Origin of the sequence: Streptomyces sp. A1136 (genome assembly GCF_004795055.1) — a bacterium.
Classification (GTDB): domain Bacteria; phylum Actinomycetota; class Actinomycetes; order Streptomycetales; family Streptomycetaceae; genus Streptomyces.
Genome location: NZ_SSBJ01000001.1, coordinates 135687 through 152242, shown reverse-complemented (window position 1 = coordinate 152242; position 16556 = coordinate 135687). Strand labels below are relative to the sequence as shown.

The following is a 16556-nucleotide window of genomic DNA, read 5'->3' as shown; positions in this document are numbered from 1 at the left end:
CGGCGGATGTGGCGGGAGGCCGCCGGGCGGAAGGACGTCGTACTCCTCGACGGGTTCCACGCGCTGAAGCACGCCCTGCGCTTCGGCGCCGACGTGCGGGCCGTCGTCGCCGACGACCCCGACGCCGTACGGGCGCTCGCCGCCGAGCTCGCCCCCGACGTGGAGGCGGAGGTGGCCCGGCTGGTCGGCAGGGCGGTGGTGCGTTCGCTGCTGCCCCGCGTGCACCCCACCGGGGTCGCGGCCCTGGCGGTCAGGCCCGACGCCGCCGAAGGGCGGGCCCGTCTGGAGCGGATGCCCCGCACCGCGCCCGTCGTCGTCCTGGACAACCCCCGCAACCTGGGCAACGTCGGAGCCGTCGTCCGCCTCGCCGCCGGCTTCGGCGCCACGGGCGTCGTCACCCGCGGCGACCTCGACCCCTGGCACCCCAACGTGGTCCGCGCCGGAGCCGGACTGCACTACGCCACGACCGTCGCCGGGGTGGACATCGACACCCTGCCGCCCGGGCCGGTGTACGCGCTCGACCCGGAGGGCGAGGACATCCGTGCCCTCACCCTCCCGGACGACGCCCTGCTCGCCTTCGGCTCCGAACGCCACGGCATCTCGCCCGAGCTGCGCGCCCGCGCCGACCACCTGGTGTCCCTGCCGATGCGGCCGCAGGTTTCCAGCTACAACCTGGCCACCAGCGTGGCCATGACCCTCTTCCACTGGGGAGGGCCGCACCCGGACCCGGCCGCCACGGTCTAGTCGACCGTTGCGGCTCTGGCCCCTGTCGACCTAGCCCTGGCGGCGGACCTCCACCACGCGGAAGCGGTTCGCGACGAACGCGCCGTCGCACAGCGCCGCGTTGGCCGCCGGGTTGCCGCCCGAGCCGTGGAAGTCGGAGAACGCCGCGGTCTGGTTCACATAGACGCCGCCGGTCAGGTTGAGCGACAGCTGCGCCGACTCTTCCAGGCAGACCTCCTCGATGGCCCGCTCGGTGTCGGCGGACGTGGTGTACGCCCCGACCGTCATCGCGCCCTTCTCCCGGATCGTGCGCCGCAGCAGCTCCAGCGCGTCGGCCGTCGAGTCGACCGCCACCGCGAACGACACGGGGCCGAAGCACTCCGACAGGTACGGCGCGGAGTCGTCCGGCTTGGAGCCGTCCAGCTTCACCATCACCGGGGTGCGGACCACCGCGCCCGGGAACTCCGGGTTCGCGACCTCACGCGAGGCCAGCGCGACCTCGCCGAGGCCGGCCGCCGCCTCCAGGCGGGCCTTCACGTCCGGGTTGACCAGCGCGCCCAGCAGGGCGTTGGCCCGGGCGTCGTCGCCCAGCAGGCCGCCGACGGAGGCCGCGAGGTCGGAGACGACCTCGTCGTACGTCTTGTGGCCGGCGTCCGTCTCGATGCCGTCCCGCGGGATCAGCAGGTTCTGCGGGGTGGTGCACATCTGACCGCTGTACAGGGACAGCGAGAACGCGAGGTTCGACAGCATGCCCTTGTAGTTGTCGGTGGAGTCCAGGACGACGGTGTTGACGCCCGCCTTCTCCGTGTAGACCTGCGCCTGGCGGGCGTTGGTCTCCAGCCACTCGCCGAAGGACGTCGAACCGGTGTAGTCGATCAGCCTGATCTCGGGGCGCAGCGCGAGCGTCTTGGCGATGCCCTCGCCCGGCCGCTCGACCGCCAGCGCGACCAGGTTCGGGTCGAAACCGGCCTCGGCGAGGACCTCGCGCGCCACCCGCACCGTCAGCGCCAGCGGGAGGACGGCGCGCGGGTGCGGCTTGACCAGGACCGGGTTGCCCGTGGCCAGGGAGGCGAAGAGGCCCGGGTAGCCGTTCCAGGTCGGGAAGGTGTTGCAGCCGATCATCAGGGAGATGCCGCGCGGCACGGCGGTGAAGGTCTTGCCGAGCTCCAGCGGGTCCTTCTTGCCCTGCGGCTTCGACCAGTCGGCCTGCCCGGGGACGCGGGTCTGCTCCTCGTAGGCGTACGCGATCGCCTCCAGGCCGCGGTCCTGGGCGTGGGGGCCGCCGGCCTGGAAGGCCATCATGAAGGCTTGCCCGCTGGTGTGCATGACCGCGTGCGCGAACTCGTGCGTCCGCGCGGAGATCCGGGACAGGATCTCGACGCACACGAGCGCGCGCGTCTCGGGGCCCGCGTCGCGCCAGGCGCCCATGCCGGCCCGCATGGCGGGCAGCAGCACGTCCGGGTCGGCGTGCGGGTACTCGACACCGAGGTCGAGGCCGTACGGGGACACCTCCCCGCCCGTCCAGCCGTCGGTACCGGGCTGCCCGAGGTCGAACCGGGTGCCGCGGACGGCTTCGAACGCCGCGAGGCCGTCGGCCGGGGCGGTCTCCCCGTAGGCCTTGGGGTGCTCGGGATGCGGGGACCAGTACGCGCGGCTGCGGATGGCCGCGAGCGCCTGGTCCAGGGTGGACCGGTGCTTCTCGGACAGCTGGGGGAGGGTGAGCTCGGCGGCCATCAGGGACCAACTCCTCGTTGAGCCGGGCGGGATCAGACTGGTTCACGCGATCACCGGGGTGCGGATCGGGGGAACCGGATCGGGCAAGGGCGGGTGAAGAAGAGCAGACTGGAGTTAGAGTAACCGAACGATCGGTCGGGACAAGAGGGCCCGGCAAGCCTGTGGATAAGTCGGTGCGGGAGGATCGGGTCATGACAGCAATCGAGCGGTCCCGCACAGTGGCGGTCATCGGCGCCGGCACGATGGGGCAGGGCATCGCCCAGGTCGCCCTTCTCGCAGGTCACCGCGTGCTGATCCACGACATCGACCCCGACGCGGCCGTCGCCGGCGTCGGCCAGGTCCGCGACCGCGTCGATCGGCTGGCCGCCAAGGGCCGACTGGAACGGGCCGACGCGGACGAGGCGAACGGCCGGATCACCGCCGCCCAGGCCGTCACCGAACTGGCGGACGCCGCTCTCGTGATCGAGGCGGTCGTCGAGGACGTCACCGTCAAACGCGCTCTCTTCGCCGCACTCGAAGCAGTGGTCTCGCCGGACGCCCTGCTGGCGACCAACACCTCGTCCCTCTCCGTCACCGAGCTCGCCGCCGGCCTCGCCCACCCCGGCCGCTTCCTCGGTCTGCACTTCTTCAATCCGGCCCCGCTGCTCCCGCTCGTCGAGGTGGTGAGCGGCTTCACGACCGACCCGGCCGCCGCCGAGCGCGCGTACGAGACCGTCCTGGGCTGGGGCAAGACGCCGGTCCGCTGCGCCGACACGCCCGGCTTCATCGTCAACCGGATCGCCCGCCCCTTTTACGCCGAAGCCTTCGCGGTGTACGAGGAGCAGGGCGCGGACCCGGCGACCATCGACGCCGTGCTTCGCGAGAGCGGCGGCTTCAAGATGGGCCCGTTCGAGCTGACCGACCTGATCGGCCAGGACGTCAACGAGGCCGTCACCCGTTCCGTCTGGGACTCCTTCTTCCGCAGCCCCAAGTTCACCCCCTCGCTCGCGCAGCGCCGGCTCGTCCAGTCGGGCCGTCTCGGCCGCAAGTCGGGTCACGGCTGGTACCCCTACGGCCCGGACGCCCGGCTCCCGCAGCCGCACACCGCCGGTCCCGAGGAGGCCCCGGCCAAGGTCACCGTCGTCGGCGACCTCGGTCCCGCTGCCGGTCTCGTGGACCTCCTGGAGGAGGCGGGGGTCGCCGTCACCGCCACCGGTCACGGGGGCCCGTACATCCAGCTGCCCGGCGAGGGACAGCTGGTGCTCGCGGACGGCAAGACCGCGGTGGAGTTCGCGGACGTCGTCTACTTCGACCTCGCGCTCGACTACCGCGCCGCCACCCGCGTCGCGCTCTCCGCCGGCGAGGACACGAGCGAGCGCACCCTCGCCGAGGCGGTCGGCCTGTTCCAGAAGCTCGGCAAGGAGGTCTCCGTCATCGGCGACGTCCCCGGCATGATCGTCGCCCGGACGGTCGCGATGCTGATCGACCTGACCGCCGACGCCGTCGCGCGCGGCGTGGCCACCGCCGAGGACATCGACACCGCGATGCGGCTCGGCGTCAACTACCCGCTGGGGCCGTCCGCGTGGCACGAGCGCCTCGGCCGTGACTGGGCCTACGACCTGCTCCACCACCTCGACGAGCGTTGCCCGGGCGGCCGGTACGCGCCCTCCCTGGCGCTGTTCAAGCTCGGCTACGCGGAGGACGAGGACCAAGGCGAGGGCGAGGACGGGGGCGACGGCGAGTTCGCGGTCGAGCCCGAAGCCGCGTACGGAGACGACGGCCGGGACGCGCGGGGGGATGCCCGGTGACCACCGCCAGGCGGGACACGTACACCCCCGAGACACTGCTCTCGGTCGCGGTCCAGGTCTTCAACGAGCGCGGCTACGACGGCACCTCGATGGAGCACCTCTCCAAGGCCGCGGGGATCTCCAAGTCCTCGATCTACCACCATGTCGCGGGCAAGGAGGAACTGCTCCGAAGGGCGGTCAGCCGTGCCCTCGACGGCCTGTTCGCCGTCCTGGAGGAGCCGGGCGCGCTCCGGGGCCGCGCGGTGGAGCGGGTCGAGTACGTCACGCGGCGCACGGTGGAGGTGCTGCTGGCCGAGCTGCCGTACGTGACGCTGCTGTTGCGCGTACGGGGCAACACGCGCACCGAGCGCTGGGCGCTGGAGCGCCGCCGGGAGTTCGACCACGCGGTGGCCGACCTCCTGAAGGCCGCCGCGGCCGAGGGCGACCTGCGCGCCGATGTCGACAGCCGGCTCGCCACCCGTCTGCTGTTCGGCATGGTGAACTCCCTCGTCGAGTGGTACCGCCCCTACCCGGGCGCGGACCACTCCCAGCTGGCGGACGCTGTCGTGCACATGGCCTTCGACGGTCTGCGTACGAGCACGACCTGAGCGGCGGCCGCCCGTAACGGCATCCCGATCGGCCGCCGCGCGGCGGACGCCACCTGAACGGCTCCGTCCGTGCGGCGCCCCCCGCCCGCCGCCGTGACGATGGCCGCATGCCCCTGGACCCGGACATCGCCGCGCTCATGGACCGCTTCGGCGTCGGCGGGGCGCCCCCCGTCCCGCCCCCGGACACGGCGGAACGACGGGCCGGCAACCGACGGCTCTCGCTCGCGCTCGCCCCCGACCCGCCGCTCGCCGTGGGCTCCGTCGCGGACGACACCCTCGCCGGGGTCCCCGTGCGGATCTACCGCCCGCGACCCCCGGGCCCCGCGCCGGCCGTCGTCTACTGCCACGGTGGCGGATTCATCGTCGGCGACCTGGACACCCACGACGCGATCTGCCGCCGCCTGTGTCGGGACGTGGAGGCCGTGGTCGTCGCCGTGGGCTACCGCCTCGCGCCCGAGCACCCCTTCCCGGCCGCCTACGAGGACTGCCTGGCCGTCGCCCGGGACGTCGCCGGCCACCCCGAGCGCTTCGGCGGCGGCAGCGGCGTGTTCGCCCTCGCCGGGGACAGCGCGGGCGCCGACCTCGCCGCCGCCGTGGCCCTGGCCCTGCGCGACGCGGGCACCCCGGTCGCCGCGCAACTGCTGGCCTACCCGGTGACCGACCTGACGGGCCGGGGCGGCTACCCGTCGATGGAGGAGTACGCCACCGGCTACGTACTGACCACGGCCGAGATCGAGGAGCAGATCCTGCTCTACGTCGGCAACGACCCCGGAACCGCCGCCGACGGCCGCGCCTCGCCGCTGCTCGCCGAATACCACCGCGGGTCGGCCCCCGCGGTGATCGGCGTCGGGGAGTTCGACCCCCTGCGGGACCAGGCCATGGCCTACGCCCGGACCCTGGAGGACGCCGGGGTCCCCGTACGCGCGCACCTCTACCCCGGCCTGGTCCACGGCTTCCTGGCCTACGACGCCCTCGCGCCCGCCGCGGACGCCGCCGTCGCGGAACTCCTCGGCGAGCTGCGCGCCCTCGTACGCCCCACGGCCGGCGCCGCCGGACCTACGGCTGCTCCTCGGTGAGGGGGGCGAGCGGGTTGAGCGAGGCGAGCGCGGGGCCGCCGATCGGGCCGGACTCCAGGAGGTCCGTTTCCTCGAACACCAGCAGGGTGCGCGTGGACAGCACTTCCGGGATCGATTGGAGGCGGGTGAGCACCAGTTCGCGCAGGGTGCGGTTGTCCGGGGTGTGCACCAGCAGGAGCACGTCGAAGTCGCCGCTGACCAGGGCGATGTGCGCCGCGCCCGGAAGCTCGCGCAGCTTCTCGCGGACCGTGCGCCACGAGTTCTGGACGATCTTCAACGTGATGTACGCGGACGCGCCTTGACCCGCGCGTTCGTGGTTCACCCGGGCGGTGAAGCCCTGGATCACGCCGTCGTCGATGAGCCGGTTGATGCGCGCGTAGGCGTTGGCCCGGGACACGTGGACCTGTTCCGCGACCGACCGTATGGAGGCCCGACCGTCCGCTTGGAGCAGCCGCAGGATCGACCGGTCGATCGGGTCCAGGGGGCGTGGCGGGGCGGGCGCCGCGGCGGCGGAGGCCGGCGGGCCGGCGGGCGCGGCCGGCGGCCCGGAGGGGGCGGGCGGTGCGGTCGGGGCCACTTTCGCGCCTCCGGGCGGTACCGGACCGGCGCCTGCCTCGGAGCCCGCCGCGGCCATTTGTTCATCCGGCATTGCCCACTGCCTCCCTCTGCTGGACGTCCTGCATCCATCCCAGGGCCCCGGCGCCACTTTGTCCACAGCCTGAAGGTGCCTGTAGCCAAATTGCGCAGGCAACCGAACAATCGGTAGGTGAGGGGCCTCACACCCGGGGCACTCATGCCCGCTTCCTACGAGGAGGTGTACGCCGCCATGACGGTCCAAGAGCTGCCCGGTGCCGGGGCGTCCCACCGTTTGACCCCGCCGCCCGCCTGGACGCCGCGTACGGACGCCGCCGCGCTGCTCCCGGACCCCGAGCCCTACCGGGTGCTGGGCACGCCGGCGGCGGACGGGCTCGACGCCGAGCTGATGCGCCGGTACTACGCCGAGCTGGTGCGCGGGCGCCGCTACAACGCCCAGGCCACCGCGCTCACCCGGCAGGGGCGGCTCGCCGTCTACCCCTCGACCGTCGGCCAGGAGGCCTGCGAGATCGCCGCCGCGATGGTCCTGGAGGACCAGGACTGGCTCTTCCCCAGCTACCGGGACACCCTGGCGGCCGTGGCGCGCGGCCTGGACCCCGTCCAGGCCCTGACCTTGCTGCGCGGCGACTGGCACACCGGCTACGACCCGCGCGAGCACCGCATCGCCCCGCTGAGCACCCCGCTCGCCACGCAACTGCCCCACGCCGTGGGCCTCGCCCACGCCGCCCGGCTGCGCGGGGACGACGTGGTGGCGCTGGCCATGGTCGGCGACGGCGGCACCAGCGAGGGCGACTTCCACGAGGCGTTGAACTTCGCCGCCGTGTGGAAGGCCCCGGTGGTCTTCCTCGTCCAGAACAACGGCTTCGCGATATCCGTCCCGCTCGCCAAGCAGACCGCCGCCCCGACGCTGGCCCACAAGGCCGTCGGGTACGGGATGCCGGGCCGGCTGGTCGACGGCAACGACATCGCCGCGATGCACGAGGTGCTGACCGAGGCCGTCCAGCGGGCGCGCGCGGGCGGAGGTCCGACGCTGATCGAGGCGGTCACGTACCGGATCGAGGCGCACACCAACGCCGACGACGCGACGCGCTACCGCACGGACTCCGAGGTGGAGGCCTGGAAGGCGCACGACCCGGTGGAGCTGCTGGAGCGCGAGCTGACCTCGCGCGGGCTGCTGGACGCGGAGGGCATACAGGTGGCCAAGGACGCGGCCGAGACGATGGCGGCGGCCCTGCGCGACGCGATGAACGCCGAGCCGGTGCTCGACCCGATGGACCTCTTCGCGCACGTCTACGCGGAGCAGACCGGGAGGTTGCGCGAGCAGGCGGAACTGCTGCGTGCCGAACTGGAAGCGGAGAACGAGTGATGGTGACGGTGGCGGTGAAGCCGGAGACGAAGCCGGCGACCATGGCGCAGGCCCTCGGCAGGGCGATGCGCGACGCGATGGCGGAGGACCCGACGGTCCACGTGATGGGCGAGGACGTCGGGACGCTCGGCGGGGTCTTCCGGATCACGGACGGCCTCGCGAAGGAGTTCGGCGAGGACCGCTGTACGGACACCCCGCTCGCGGAGGCCGGAATCCTGGGCGCCGCGGTCGGCATGGCCATGTACGGGCTGCGGCCGGTCGTGGAGATGCAGTTCGACGCGTTCGCCTACCCGGCCTTCGAGCAGCTCATCTCGCACGTGGCGAAGATGCGCAACCGCACCCGGGGCGCGATGCCGCTGCCGATCACCATCCGAGTGCCGTACGGCGGCGGGATCGGCGGGGTGGAGCACCACAGCGACTCCTCCGAGGCCTACTACGTGGCGACGCCCGGGCTGACCGTGGTCACCCCGGCGACCGTCGAGGACGCGTACGGACTGCTGCGCGCGTCGATCGCCAGCGACGACCCGGTGGTGTTCCTGGAGCCGAAGCGGCTGTACTGGTCGAAGGCGCCGTGGTCGCCCGATGCCCCGGCGGAGGTTCCGGGGATCGGCAAGGCGATGGTGCGGCGGGCGGGTACGAGCGCCACGCTGATCACGTACGGGCCGTCGCTGCCGGTGTGCCTGGAGGCCGCGGAGGCGGCGCGGGAGGAGGGCTGGGACCTGGAGGTCGTGGACCTGCGCTCGCTCGTCCCGTTCGACGAGGAGACGGTCGTCGCCTCGGTACGTCGGACCGGGCGCGCGGTGGTGGTCCACGAGGCCGGAGGCTTCGGCGGACCGGGTGCGGAGATCGCCGCCCGGGTGACGGAGCGGTGCTTCCACCACCTGGAGGCGCCGGTGCTGCGGGTGACGGGATTCGACATCCCGTACCCGCCGCCGATGTTGGAGAAGCACCACCTGCCCGGCGTGGACCGGATCCTGGACACCGTAGGACGCCTGCAGTGGGAGAACTGATGCCGCAGGTACTGGAGTTCAAGCTGCCCGACCTCGGTGAGGGGCTGACCGAGGCGGAGATCGTCCGCTGGCTGGTGGCGGTCGGCGACGTCGTCGAGATCGACCAGCCGGTGGTCGAGGTCGAGACGGCCAAGGCGATGGTGGAGGTGCCCTGCCCCTACGGCGGTGTGGTCACCGCCCGGTACGGGGAGGAGGGGACCGAACTGCCGGTCGGCGCACCGCTGATCACGGTCGCGGTCGGCCCCGGGGAGCCCGAGCCGTCGTCGGAGTCCGCAGGCTCGTCGGAGTCGTCCGGTTCGGGGAACGTACTGGTCGGATACGGCACGGACCACTCGCGGCCGGCGCGCAGGCGCCGGATTCGGCCGGGTGCCCCGGCCGGCGCGGCCACGGCCGTGGCGACTCCCGTCGCCCAAGGGCCCGTCGCCCCGGCGCCCGTGGTCGCTGCTCCCGATGCGTCCGGTGCCGCTGCCGCTCCGCTTTCGGTCGGGCCGGTCCCGGTGATCTCGCCGCTCGTACGCAAGCTGGCCCGCGACAACGGGGTCGATCTGCGGGCGCTGCGGGGGTCGGGGCCCGAGGGGCTGATCCTGCGGGCGGACGTGGAGGCGGCCCTCCGGGCGGAGGTCGCACCGGCGCCGGTGGCCACCGCTCCCGTCGTCGCCGCCCCCCTCGCCGGTGAGCGGATTCCGCTCAAGGGGCTGCGCGGGGCGGTCGCGGAGAAGCTGTCGCGGAGCCGCCGGGAAATCCCGGAGGCCACCTGCTGGGTGGACGCGGACGCCACCGAGCTGATGGCGGCCCGGGCCGCGATGAACGCGGTGGGCGGCCCCAAGATCTCGGTGCTGGCGCTGCTGGCCCGGATCTGCACGGCCGCGCTCGCCAAGTATCCGGAGCTCAACTCCACCGTGGACCTGGCGGCGAAGGAGATCGTCCGGCTCCCGGCCGTGCACCTGGGCTTTGCCGCGCAGACCGAGCGGGGTCTGATGGTCCCGGTGGTCCGGGACGCGCAGACGCGCAGCCCCGAGTCCCTGTCGGCCGAGTTCGCCCGGCTCACGGAGCTGGCGCGGGCCGGGAAGCTGACGCCGGCGGACCTCACGGGCGGCACGTTCACCCTGAACAATTACGGGGTGTTCGGCGTCGACGGCTCCACGCCGATCATCAACCACCCGGAGGCGGCCATGCTGGGTGTCGGCCGGATCATCCCCAAGCCGTGGGTCCACCGCGGCGAGTTGGCGGTACGGCAGGTGGTGCAGCTGTCGCTGACCTTCGACCACCGGGTCTGCGACGGGGGCACGGCCGGGGGCTTCCTGCGGTACGTGGCCGACTGCGTGGAATCCCCGGCGGTGCTGCTCCGCTCGCTGTAGCCCGCCGAGTGGGAGCCCGAAGGGCGCGCCGCACAAAGGGGCGCGCCCTTCCGCTGTCCCCGGGCCGGGCCGGGCGGAGATCCTGCTGCCTCGTGAGAACGCCGGGCGGGAAGGCTGCACGGTCCCTCCCGACGTCCCTGGCGGTCCGCCCGGAAACCCGGCCGGCCCCGGCCCCTCCGGCCTCATCCCCGAGCGGTTGCCCGAGCGGCGGTCCGGTGCGCGTGAGGCCCGGGAGGGGCTCGTCACGCCTGTCGTCGGACGACCGGCGTCACACGGTCAGCAGCAGCTTGCCGACATGCGCGCTGGACTCCATCACCCGGTGCGCCTCGGCCGCGTCCGCCATCGGATACACCGCGTGCACCACCGGGCGTACCCGACCCGTCGCCACGAGCGGCCAGACGTGTTCCCGCACCGCCGCCACGATCGCCGCCTTCTCCTCCAGCGGCCGGGACCGCAGCGACGTCGCCGTGACCGCCGCCCGCTTGGCCATCAGCGCGCCCAGGTTCAGCTCCGCCTTCACCCCGCCCTGGAGCCCGATCACCGCGAGCCGGCCGTTCACCGCCAGCGCGTCCAGGTTCCGCGCCAGGTACTTCGCCCCGACGATGTCCAGGATCACGTCCGCCCCGGCTCCGTCCGTCGCGGCCCGCAACTCCTCCACGAAGTCCTGCTCGCGGTAGTCGATCAGGATGTCGGCGCCCAGTTCCGCACAGCGCTCCAGCTTCTCCTTGCCGCCCGCGGTCACCGCCACCCGGGCGCCGACCGCCTTGCCCAACTGGATCGCCATCGTGCCGATGCCGCTGGACCCGCCGTGCACCAGCAGGGTCTCGCCGGGACGCAAGCCGGCCACCATGAACACGTTCGACCAGACCGTCGTCACCACCTCGGGCAGCGCTGCCGCCGTCACCAGGTCCACCCCGGCCGGTACCGGTAGCAACTGCCCCGCCGGGATCGCGACCCGCTCCGCGTAGCCGCCGCCAGCCAGCAGCGCACACACCTCGTCTCCCACCGACCAGCCGGAGACGCCCTCCCCGACCGCGACGATCCGCCCCGAACACTCCAGGCCGGGGTGGCGGGAGGCACCGGGTGGCGGATCGTAGAAGCCCTGTCGCTGGAGGACGTCGGCGCGGTTCACGGCGCTCGCCGCGACCTCGACGACTACCTCGCCTTGGCCTGCCACCGGATCGGGTGCTTCGGCCCACACCAGGGCCTCGGGTCCGCCGGGCTGCTCGATGGTGATCGCATGCATGGCCCGGAGGCTACGCGAACCGCGTCCCGGCCGCATCGGTGACGGCCCTCTCCCCCGCCGCGCGGCGGACTGTCCCGCGATCCGCCGGGCGGCGGCCCGCGCCGCCCGCCTGGCACCTACCCGGCGAAGCCGGGCGAGGCCGCCGGTCCGGCCCGGACGATGGTGATCAGACGGTCCGTCGACTGGAGCGGGCTTGCCCGGGGATCGTCGTAGGCCAGCAGCCGGTGCCCCCGCACCACGCTCACCACCAGGTCGTCCGTCTCCCGCACACCTCTGCCCACCTCGGGCCTGGTGACGGGCCGTTCGATCAGGTCCAGGCCGCTTCCCTGCTGGATCAGATCCTCCATCACGGTGCCCGCGTTGGGGCTGAGTACCGACAGGCCCAGCAGCCGCCCGGCCGCGCTGGCGCTCGTGATGACCGCGTCCGCGCCCGACTGGCGCAGCAGCGGGGCGTTCTCCTCTTCCCGGACCGCCGCGACGATCTTCGCACCGAGGTTGAGCTGGCGCGCCGTCAGAGTCACCAGGACCGCCGTATCGTCGCGCTGCGTGGCGACGACGATCTGCCGGGCCTTGGGCAGTTCGGCACGCAGCAGCACATCGGAGCGCGTGGCGTCGCCGACGACTCCGGTGAACCCCTCGGCCGCCGCCACGTCGATCACCTTGGCGCTGGGGTCGACGATGACGACCTGCTCCTTGCGCAGGCCGGTGGCCAACAGCGTCTGGAGGGCCGAGCGGCCCTTGGTGCCGAAGCCGACGACGACCGTGTGGTCACGCACGTTCTTCCTCCAGCGGTTCAGCCGCCACTCTTCCCGGGTCCGTTCAGTCAGCACCTCCAGCGTGGTCCCGACCAGGATGATCAGGAACACGATGCGCAGGGGCGTGATCAGCAGGACGTTGGTCAGCCGCGCACTGGCGCTGTACGGGACGATGTCGCCGTAGCCGGTCGTCGACAGGGTCACGGTGGCGTAGTAGACGCAGTCGAGAAAGTCGACGGTGTCGTTGGCGTTGTCGTGGTACCCGTCGCGGTCGAGCCACACGATCAGCACCGTCAGACACATCACCAGGAAAGCGACCAGGAGCCTTCGCGCCACCTGCCGCAACGGCTTGTGGACCACACGCTTGGGCAGGGTGACCTGCCGCGCCACGAGGGCCTCTTCGGCGCGCCGGGCCATCGCGTCCTGGCCGGGCTGTTTCACGTGAAACATCCCCCGGACGCCCAGGGCAGGTCGAGCATTTCCAGCTCTTGCCCCGACCGCGCGCCGTGCGGCGGTACGACGGCCAGCGCGTCCGCCGCCGCCACGCCGCGCAGCATCGCGGGACCGTGGTAACGCAGCGGTACGGCGTGCTCCTCGGTCAGGAGCACCGGCACCAACCGGGTGTCGTACGGGTGGCCGGGTACGTCGCCCTGGACGGCGACCGCGTACCTCGGGCGGCGGCGTCGCCCGGCCAGGGCGCGTAGCAGCGGTTCGGCCAAGGTCAGCAGGCCGGACACCGCCGCCAGTGGATTGCCGGGCAGTCCCACCAGGTGTCGGCCGTCGACGCGGTCGCCGATCCGGGCCAACAGCATGGGGTGTCCGGGGCGCACGGCGACCCCGTCGATGAGCAGTTCGGCACCGGCCCGCTCCAGGACCGGGTGTACATGGTCGACGGGGCCCGAGGCGGTGCCGCCGGTGGTGACGATCAGATCGGCGCCGGACGTGGTCACGGCCTCGAACAGGGCCTCGGCCCCGGCCGGGTCGTCACCGAGCCGCCGTGTCCCGGTGACTTCGGCGCCGAGCCGGCTGAGCCAGGGGCCGAGCATGGGGCTGAGGGCGTCGCGGATGAGGCCGTCATGGGGGCGGCCCTCGGTCAGCAGCTCGTCCCCGAGCACCAGGATCTCCACCGTGGGACGGGGCCGGGTCTCCAGCTCGTCGTACCCGGCGGCGGCGGCCAGCCCGAGCAGGGCCGGGGTGACCAGGGAGCCGGCCGGCAGCAGCAACTCGCCGGAGCGGCACTCCTGACCGCGGGGCCGGATGTCCTGACCGGTGACGACGGGCCGCTGCGCGTACAGCTGGGAGCCGTCCTCGCGGGCGTGCTCGCTGCGGATCACGGCGGTGGTGTCCGCGGGGATACGGGCGCCGGTGGCGATCGGTACGGCCTCGCCGTCCCCGAGCGGCTCGGGTCGGTCGGATCCGGCCAGTATCCCGGCGCCGGACCGGAGGGTCCAGGGGCCGGGACCGGCGACGGCCCAACCGTCCATGGCGGAGGTGTCGAAGGAGGGCAGGTCCGTGAGCGCGTCGAGCGGCGTGGTCAGCACCTCGCCGAGGGCGTCGGCCAGCGGCACCCGGTGGCTGCGGGCGAGGACACCGGAACCGGCCCGGATGGCGGCTTCCCTGGCCCGGGGCCAGGACGCGGCGCGGTGGGCGCCGGTGGAGCGGACCGCGTCCGGCGCGTCGAGGGGACCGGAGTCGCCCGCGGGGCCCGACGCGTGGGGTGACGGGTCGCGACTCACCAGAGCGAGGGCTTCGTCCAAGGCACGGTCGGCATCGGTGCGGGTCATCCCGTGCCGTCTTCCGTGCCGGCCGCGGGGGCCTCCTCGGCCCAGCGCAGGGCCAAGGCGGCGGCCTTGCGGGAGGCTTCGGCGACGGCCTGGGCGGGGTCCGCCCCGGTCGCCTCGGCGCGGGCCGCGGCGTATCCCACGAGGAAGGTGGTCAGCGGGGCCGCTGGCCGGTCGACGCCGTGGGCGGCGTCACGGGCGAGGTCGAGGAGGGCCTTCGTGTCGACGGCGACGTCGATGCCCAGCTCGCTTTTGACGGCGGTGATCCATTGCTCCAGCACGGTCCCATGCTCTCTGATCCGGGCGCGGGCCGTCGCGAGATCGTCCCAGGTGTCGCAGTCGAAGGAGGCGAGTGGCGCAGCGCCGGTGACGGCGGTGAGGCGCAATTCGCTGGTGAGGGCGCGGAGCGGTAGGCCGGCGAGGGTGCCGTGTTCGGTGGCCAGCAGGGCGATTTCGCGGCGCAGGGGCTCGGTGCGGTAGGCGGCGACGAGGGGTTGGTCCCTGCCGTCGGGGTCTCGGAGCATGACGCCGTCGGGGCCGGGCGCGTCGAGGAGGGCGCGGACGGTGTCCCGGTCCAGGAAGGGCAGGTCGGCGGAGAGTACGAGGACCCGCCCGGCCGAGGTCCGACGGAGCCCGGCGTCGAGCGCGGCCACCGGGCCACCACCGGGCGGGTCCTCTCGGGTCCACCGGACGGGCCGGGTGGTGGGGCGGCGGCTGCCGACGACGACGGTGGTGTCGGCGTCGGCGCAGGCGTCGAGGACGCGGTCGAGGAGGGTGCGGCCGCCGACGTGCAGGCCGGGCTTGTCCGCCCCGCCGAGTCGCTGCGCGGCGCCGCCGGCGAGGACGATCGCGTCGTAACTCATGCCGATGAGTATGCGGGGGGTGTGTTGCGGGCGGGTTCCGGCCTGCGCCGGGGGCCGGGCTGTGGGCCGTGAGCCGGCGCCGTTGCCCTCGCGGGTGGCGGCTTCCGGCCCGGGGCTCCGCCCCGTACCCCGCGCCTCAAGCGCCGGCGGGGCTGCGTTGGGCGGGTGGGGGTGCGGGCTGCGCCCCCTGCGCCGCGCCTCAAGCGCCGGCGGGGCTGGGTTTGGCGGGCCGGGGGGGGGGCGCCCTGGGGTCGGGGGCTTCACGCGGCTGGGTTGGGGCGGGCGGGACTGTGGCGTGGGCCGGGGGCCTTGTGTGGCTGTGCCGGTGCCGTGCGGGTGCGGCTTCCCGATCGGGGCTCCGCCCCCTGCCCCGCGCCTCAAGCGCCGGCGGGGCTGCGTTTGGCGGGCCGGGGGGTGTGGGCTCCGTCCCCTGCGCCGGGCCTCAAGCGCTGGCGTGGCCGGGTTTTGCGGGCCGGGGGGTGGGGTTCGCCCCGGGCTCGGGGTCTCACGCGGCATCGGGCCGGTGGGCGGGACTGTGCCGTGGGCCGTGGGCCGTGGGCCGTGGGTCGTGGGTCGTGGGCCGCGGGGCTCGTGCGGCCTGCGCCTCAGGCGCCGGCGGGGCTGGGTTGGGCGGGGCGGTGGGGATGCTCCGTACCGGGGCCGGGGCTTCACGCGGCAGCGGGCTGGGTTTGGTGGGGCCGGTGTGGGCTTCGCCCCCCCCCGGGCGCCGCCGCGAAGGGCGGAGGGGGTGGTGGGGCGGGCGGGCTTTCGGCCGCCCCCGGAGCACCGGCCGGGCCGGTGCTCCGGGGAGGGGGCGTACCTCGGGTACCGGTCCGGGCGGCCCGGCGCTCGGGCCTGGGCCTCGGGTACCGGTCCGGTCCGGAGCCGAACTTCGGGGGCAGCCCGGGTCCGGGCGGGCCGGGGGCCCGACCTCGGTACCGGGTTCGGTACCGGGTTCGGTTCGGTCCGGGCGGGCCGGGGGCCTGGGCCTCGGGTACCGGTCCGGTCCGGAGCCGAACTTCGGGGGCAGCCCGGGTCCGGGCGGGCCGGGGGCCTGGGCCTCGGGTACCGGTCTGGTCCGGGGCCGGGCTTCGGGTGCCGGACCGGGGCTGGGGTGGCTCAGAGGTAGGGGCCCGAGCGGATGGCGCCGTGGGGGCCTTCCTCGTCGTCCTCGTGGGACGCGCCCGGAGGGAGGGCGCGGCGCATCTGTTCCAGCTGGGCCCGCGCCGCCATCTGCTGTGCGAACAGGGCCGTCTGGATGCCGTGGAAGAGGCCTTCCAGCCAGCCCACCAACTGCGCCTGCGCGATCCGCAGTTCCGCCTCCGAAGGGATCGCCTCCTCCGTGAACGGCAGGGAAAGGCGCTCCAGTTCCTCGACCAACTCCGGGGCGAGGCCGTCTTCCAGTTCCTTCACCGACGCGGCGTGGATGTCCTTGAGCCGGACCCGGCTCGCCTCGTCGAGAGGTGCGGCGCGTACCTCTTCAAGGAGTTGCTTGATCATGCTGCCGATCCGCATGACCTTGGCGGGCTGTTCGACCATCTCCGTCACCGGGACCTCGCGCGACTCGTCATCGGCGTCGCCGACCGCCGACCCGTCCTGTCCCAAGATCAGGACGTGCGGGGGGCTGTCCTGCGACCGTTCACTCCTCGGCATCTCCATGCCGTCATTCTCTCGCA

14 protein-coding genes are annotated in these 16556 nt (G+C 73.8%); 7 read left to right on the top strand and 7 right to left on the bottom strand.

All coding sequences use genetic code 11. The features are described 5' to 3' along the window. The first annotated feature begins 6 nt into the window (after window positions 1-6). A complete protein-coding gene (locus tag E6R62_RS00720; RefSeq protein ID WP_240801429.1) occupies window positions 7-744 on the top strand; it encodes a TrmH family RNA methyltransferase in 738 nt (245 codons plus the stop codon). 30 nt (window positions 745-774) lie between these two features. On the opposite strand, the gene paaN is transcribed toward E6R62_RS00720, so the two are convergent. Next, complete coding sequence (gene paaN, locus E6R62_RS00715; protein ID WP_136210251.1) at window positions 775-2457, bottom strand: phenylacetic acid degradation protein PaaN; 1683 nt, start codon at window positions 2455-2457, stop codon at window positions 775-777. A 191-nt stretch (window positions 2458-2648) separates the two neighbouring features. On the opposite strand from paaN, the gene E6R62_RS00710 reads away from it, so the two are divergent. The 3 genes from E6R62_RS00710 to E6R62_RS00700 all read left to right on the top strand — a co-directional run bounded on the left by E6R62_RS00710 (window position 2649) and on the right by E6R62_RS00700 (window position 5907). Then, window positions 2649-4244: a 3-hydroxyacyl-CoA dehydrogenase gene (locus tag E6R62_RS00710; RefSeq protein WP_136210249.1), complete on the top strand. Its 1596-nt coding sequence runs from the start codon at window positions 2649-2651 to the stop codon at window positions 4242-4244. Next, a complete protein-coding gene (locus E6R62_RS00705; protein ID WP_136210247.1) occupies window positions 4241-4831 on the top strand; it encodes a TetR/AcrR family transcriptional regulator in 591 nt (196 codons plus the stop codon). The genes E6R62_RS00710 and E6R62_RS00705 overlap by 4 nt, the downstream gene beginning before the upstream one ends. A gap of 107 nt (window positions 4832-4938) precedes the next feature. Continuing rightward, a complete protein-coding gene (locus E6R62_RS00700) occupies window positions 4939-5907 on the top strand; it encodes an alpha/beta hydrolase (protein WP_136210245.1) in 969 nt (322 codons plus the stop codon). Here the strand turns inward: E6R62_RS00700 and E6R62_RS00695 are convergent. After that, window positions 5888-6556, bottom strand: a complete 669-nt coding sequence (locus E6R62_RS00695) for an Lrp/AsnC family transcriptional regulator (protein ID WP_240801406.1) — start codon at window positions 6554-6556, stop codon at window positions 5888-5890. The genes E6R62_RS00700 and E6R62_RS00695 overlap by 20 nt on opposite strands. A 177-nt stretch (window positions 6557-6733) precedes the next feature. Between E6R62_RS00695 and pdhA the strand changes: the two genes are divergently transcribed. From pdhA to E6R62_RS00680, 3 genes are read left to right on the top strand one after another with little or no spacing between them, the layout of a single operon-like run. Then, complete coding sequence (gene pdhA, locus E6R62_RS00690; protein ID WP_136210640.1) at window positions 6734-7867, top strand: pyruvate dehydrogenase (acetyl-transferring) E1 component subunit alpha; 1134 nt, start codon at window positions 6734-6736, stop codon at window positions 7865-7867. Continuing rightward, a complete protein-coding gene (locus E6R62_RS00685; protein ID WP_136210243.1) occupies window positions 7867-8877 on the top strand; it encodes an alpha-ketoacid dehydrogenase subunit beta in 1011 nt (336 codons plus the stop codon). Before pdhA ends, E6R62_RS00685 begins: the two co-directional genes overlap by 1 nt. Beyond that, complete coding sequence (locus tag E6R62_RS00680) at window positions 8877-10235, top strand: dihydrolipoamide acetyltransferase family protein (protein ID WP_136210241.1); 1359 nt, start codon at window positions 8877-8879, stop codon at window positions 10233-10235. The genes E6R62_RS00685 and E6R62_RS00680 overlap by 1 nt, the downstream gene beginning before the upstream one ends. A gap of 268 nt (window positions 10236-10503) precedes the next feature. On the opposite strand, the gene E6R62_RS00675 is transcribed toward E6R62_RS00680, so the two are convergent. From E6R62_RS00675 to E6R62_RS00655, 5 genes are all read right to left on the bottom strand, one after another. Beyond that, window positions 10504-11481 carry an NAD(P)H-quinone oxidoreductase gene (locus tag E6R62_RS00675; protein WP_136210239.1) on the bottom strand — a complete coding sequence of 326 codons (978 nt, stop codon included), beginning with the start codon at window positions 11479-11481 and terminating at the stop codon, window positions 10504-10506. A 116-nt stretch (window positions 11482-11597) separates the two neighbouring features. Then, the gene (locus E6R62_RS00670) at window positions 11598-12686 is read right to left on the bottom strand and encodes a TrkA family potassium uptake protein (protein WP_136210237.1); all 1089 of its coding nucleotides are present in this window, start codon (window positions 12684-12686) and stop codon (window positions 11598-11600) included. Next, window positions 12674-14020, bottom strand: coding sequence for a molybdopterin molybdotransferase MoeA (locus tag E6R62_RS00665; protein ID WP_136210235.1), 1347 nt, complete (start codon window positions 14018-14020; stop codon window positions 12674-12676). Before E6R62_RS00665 ends, E6R62_RS00670 begins: the two co-directional genes overlap by 13 nt. Continuing rightward, the gene (locus tag E6R62_RS00660; RefSeq protein ID WP_136210233.1) at window positions 14017-14880 is read right to left on the bottom strand and encodes an NTP transferase domain-containing protein; all 864 of its coding nucleotides are present in this window, start codon (window positions 14878-14880) and stop codon (window positions 14017-14019) included. The genes E6R62_RS00665 and E6R62_RS00660 overlap by 4 nt, the downstream gene beginning before the upstream one ends. A 1119-nt stretch (window positions 14881-15999) precedes the next feature. Continuing rightward, complete coding sequence (locus E6R62_RS00655; protein ID WP_136210231.1) at window positions 16000-16539, bottom strand: bacterial proteasome activator family protein; 540 nt, start codon at window positions 16537-16539, stop codon at window positions 16000-16002. Window positions 16540-16556: the final 17 nt, after the last annotated feature.

Coding starts and splice junctions, on each gene's coding strand:
- E6R62_RS00655 (WP_136210231.1), bottom strand. CDS start 16,539: ATGGAGATGCCGAGGAGTGAACGGTCGCAGGACAGCCCCCCGCACGTC.
- paaN (WP_136210251.1), bottom strand. CDS start 2,457: ATGGCCGCCGAGCTCACCCTCCCCCAGCTGTCCGAGAAGCACCGGTCC.
- E6R62_RS00675 (WP_136210239.1), bottom strand. CDS start 11,481: ATGCATGCGATCACCATCGAGCAGCCCGGCGGACCCGAGGCCCTGGTG.
- E6R62_RS00695 (WP_240801406.1), bottom strand. CDS start 6,556: ATGCCGGATGAACAAATGGCCGCGGCGGGCTCCGAGGCAGGCGCCGGT.
- E6R62_RS00670 (WP_136210237.1), bottom strand. CDS start 12,686: ATGTTTCACGTGAAACAGCCCGGCCAGGACGCGATGGCCCGGCGCGCC.
- E6R62_RS00680 (WP_136210241.1), top strand. CDS start 8,877: ATGCCGCAGGTACTGGAGTTCAAGCTGCCCGACCTCGGTGAGGGGCTG.
- pdhA (WP_136210640.1), top strand. CDS start 6,734: ATGACGGTCCAAGAGCTGCCCGGTGCCGGGGCGTCCCACCGTTTGACC.
- E6R62_RS00665 (WP_136210235.1), bottom strand. CDS start 14,020: ATGACCCGCACCGATGCCGACCGTGCCTTGGACGAAGCCCTCGCTCTG.
- E6R62_RS00685 (WP_136210243.1), top strand. CDS start 7,867: ATGGTGACGGTGGCGGTGAAGCCGGAGACGAAGCCGGCGACCATGGCG.
- E6R62_RS00720 (WP_240801429.1), top strand. CDS start 7: ATGTGGCGGGAGGCCGCCGGGCGGAAGGACGTCGTACTCCTCGACGGG.
- E6R62_RS00710 (WP_136210249.1), top strand. CDS start 2,649: ATGACAGCAATCGAGCGGTCCCGCACAGTGGCGGTCATCGGCGCCGGC.
- E6R62_RS00660 (WP_136210233.1), bottom strand. CDS start 14,880: ATGAGTTACGACGCGATCGTCCTCGCCGGCGGCGCCGCGCAGCGACTC.
- E6R62_RS00700 (WP_136210245.1), top strand. CDS start 4,939: ATGCCCCTGGACCCGGACATCGCCGCGCTCATGGACCGCTTCGGCGTC.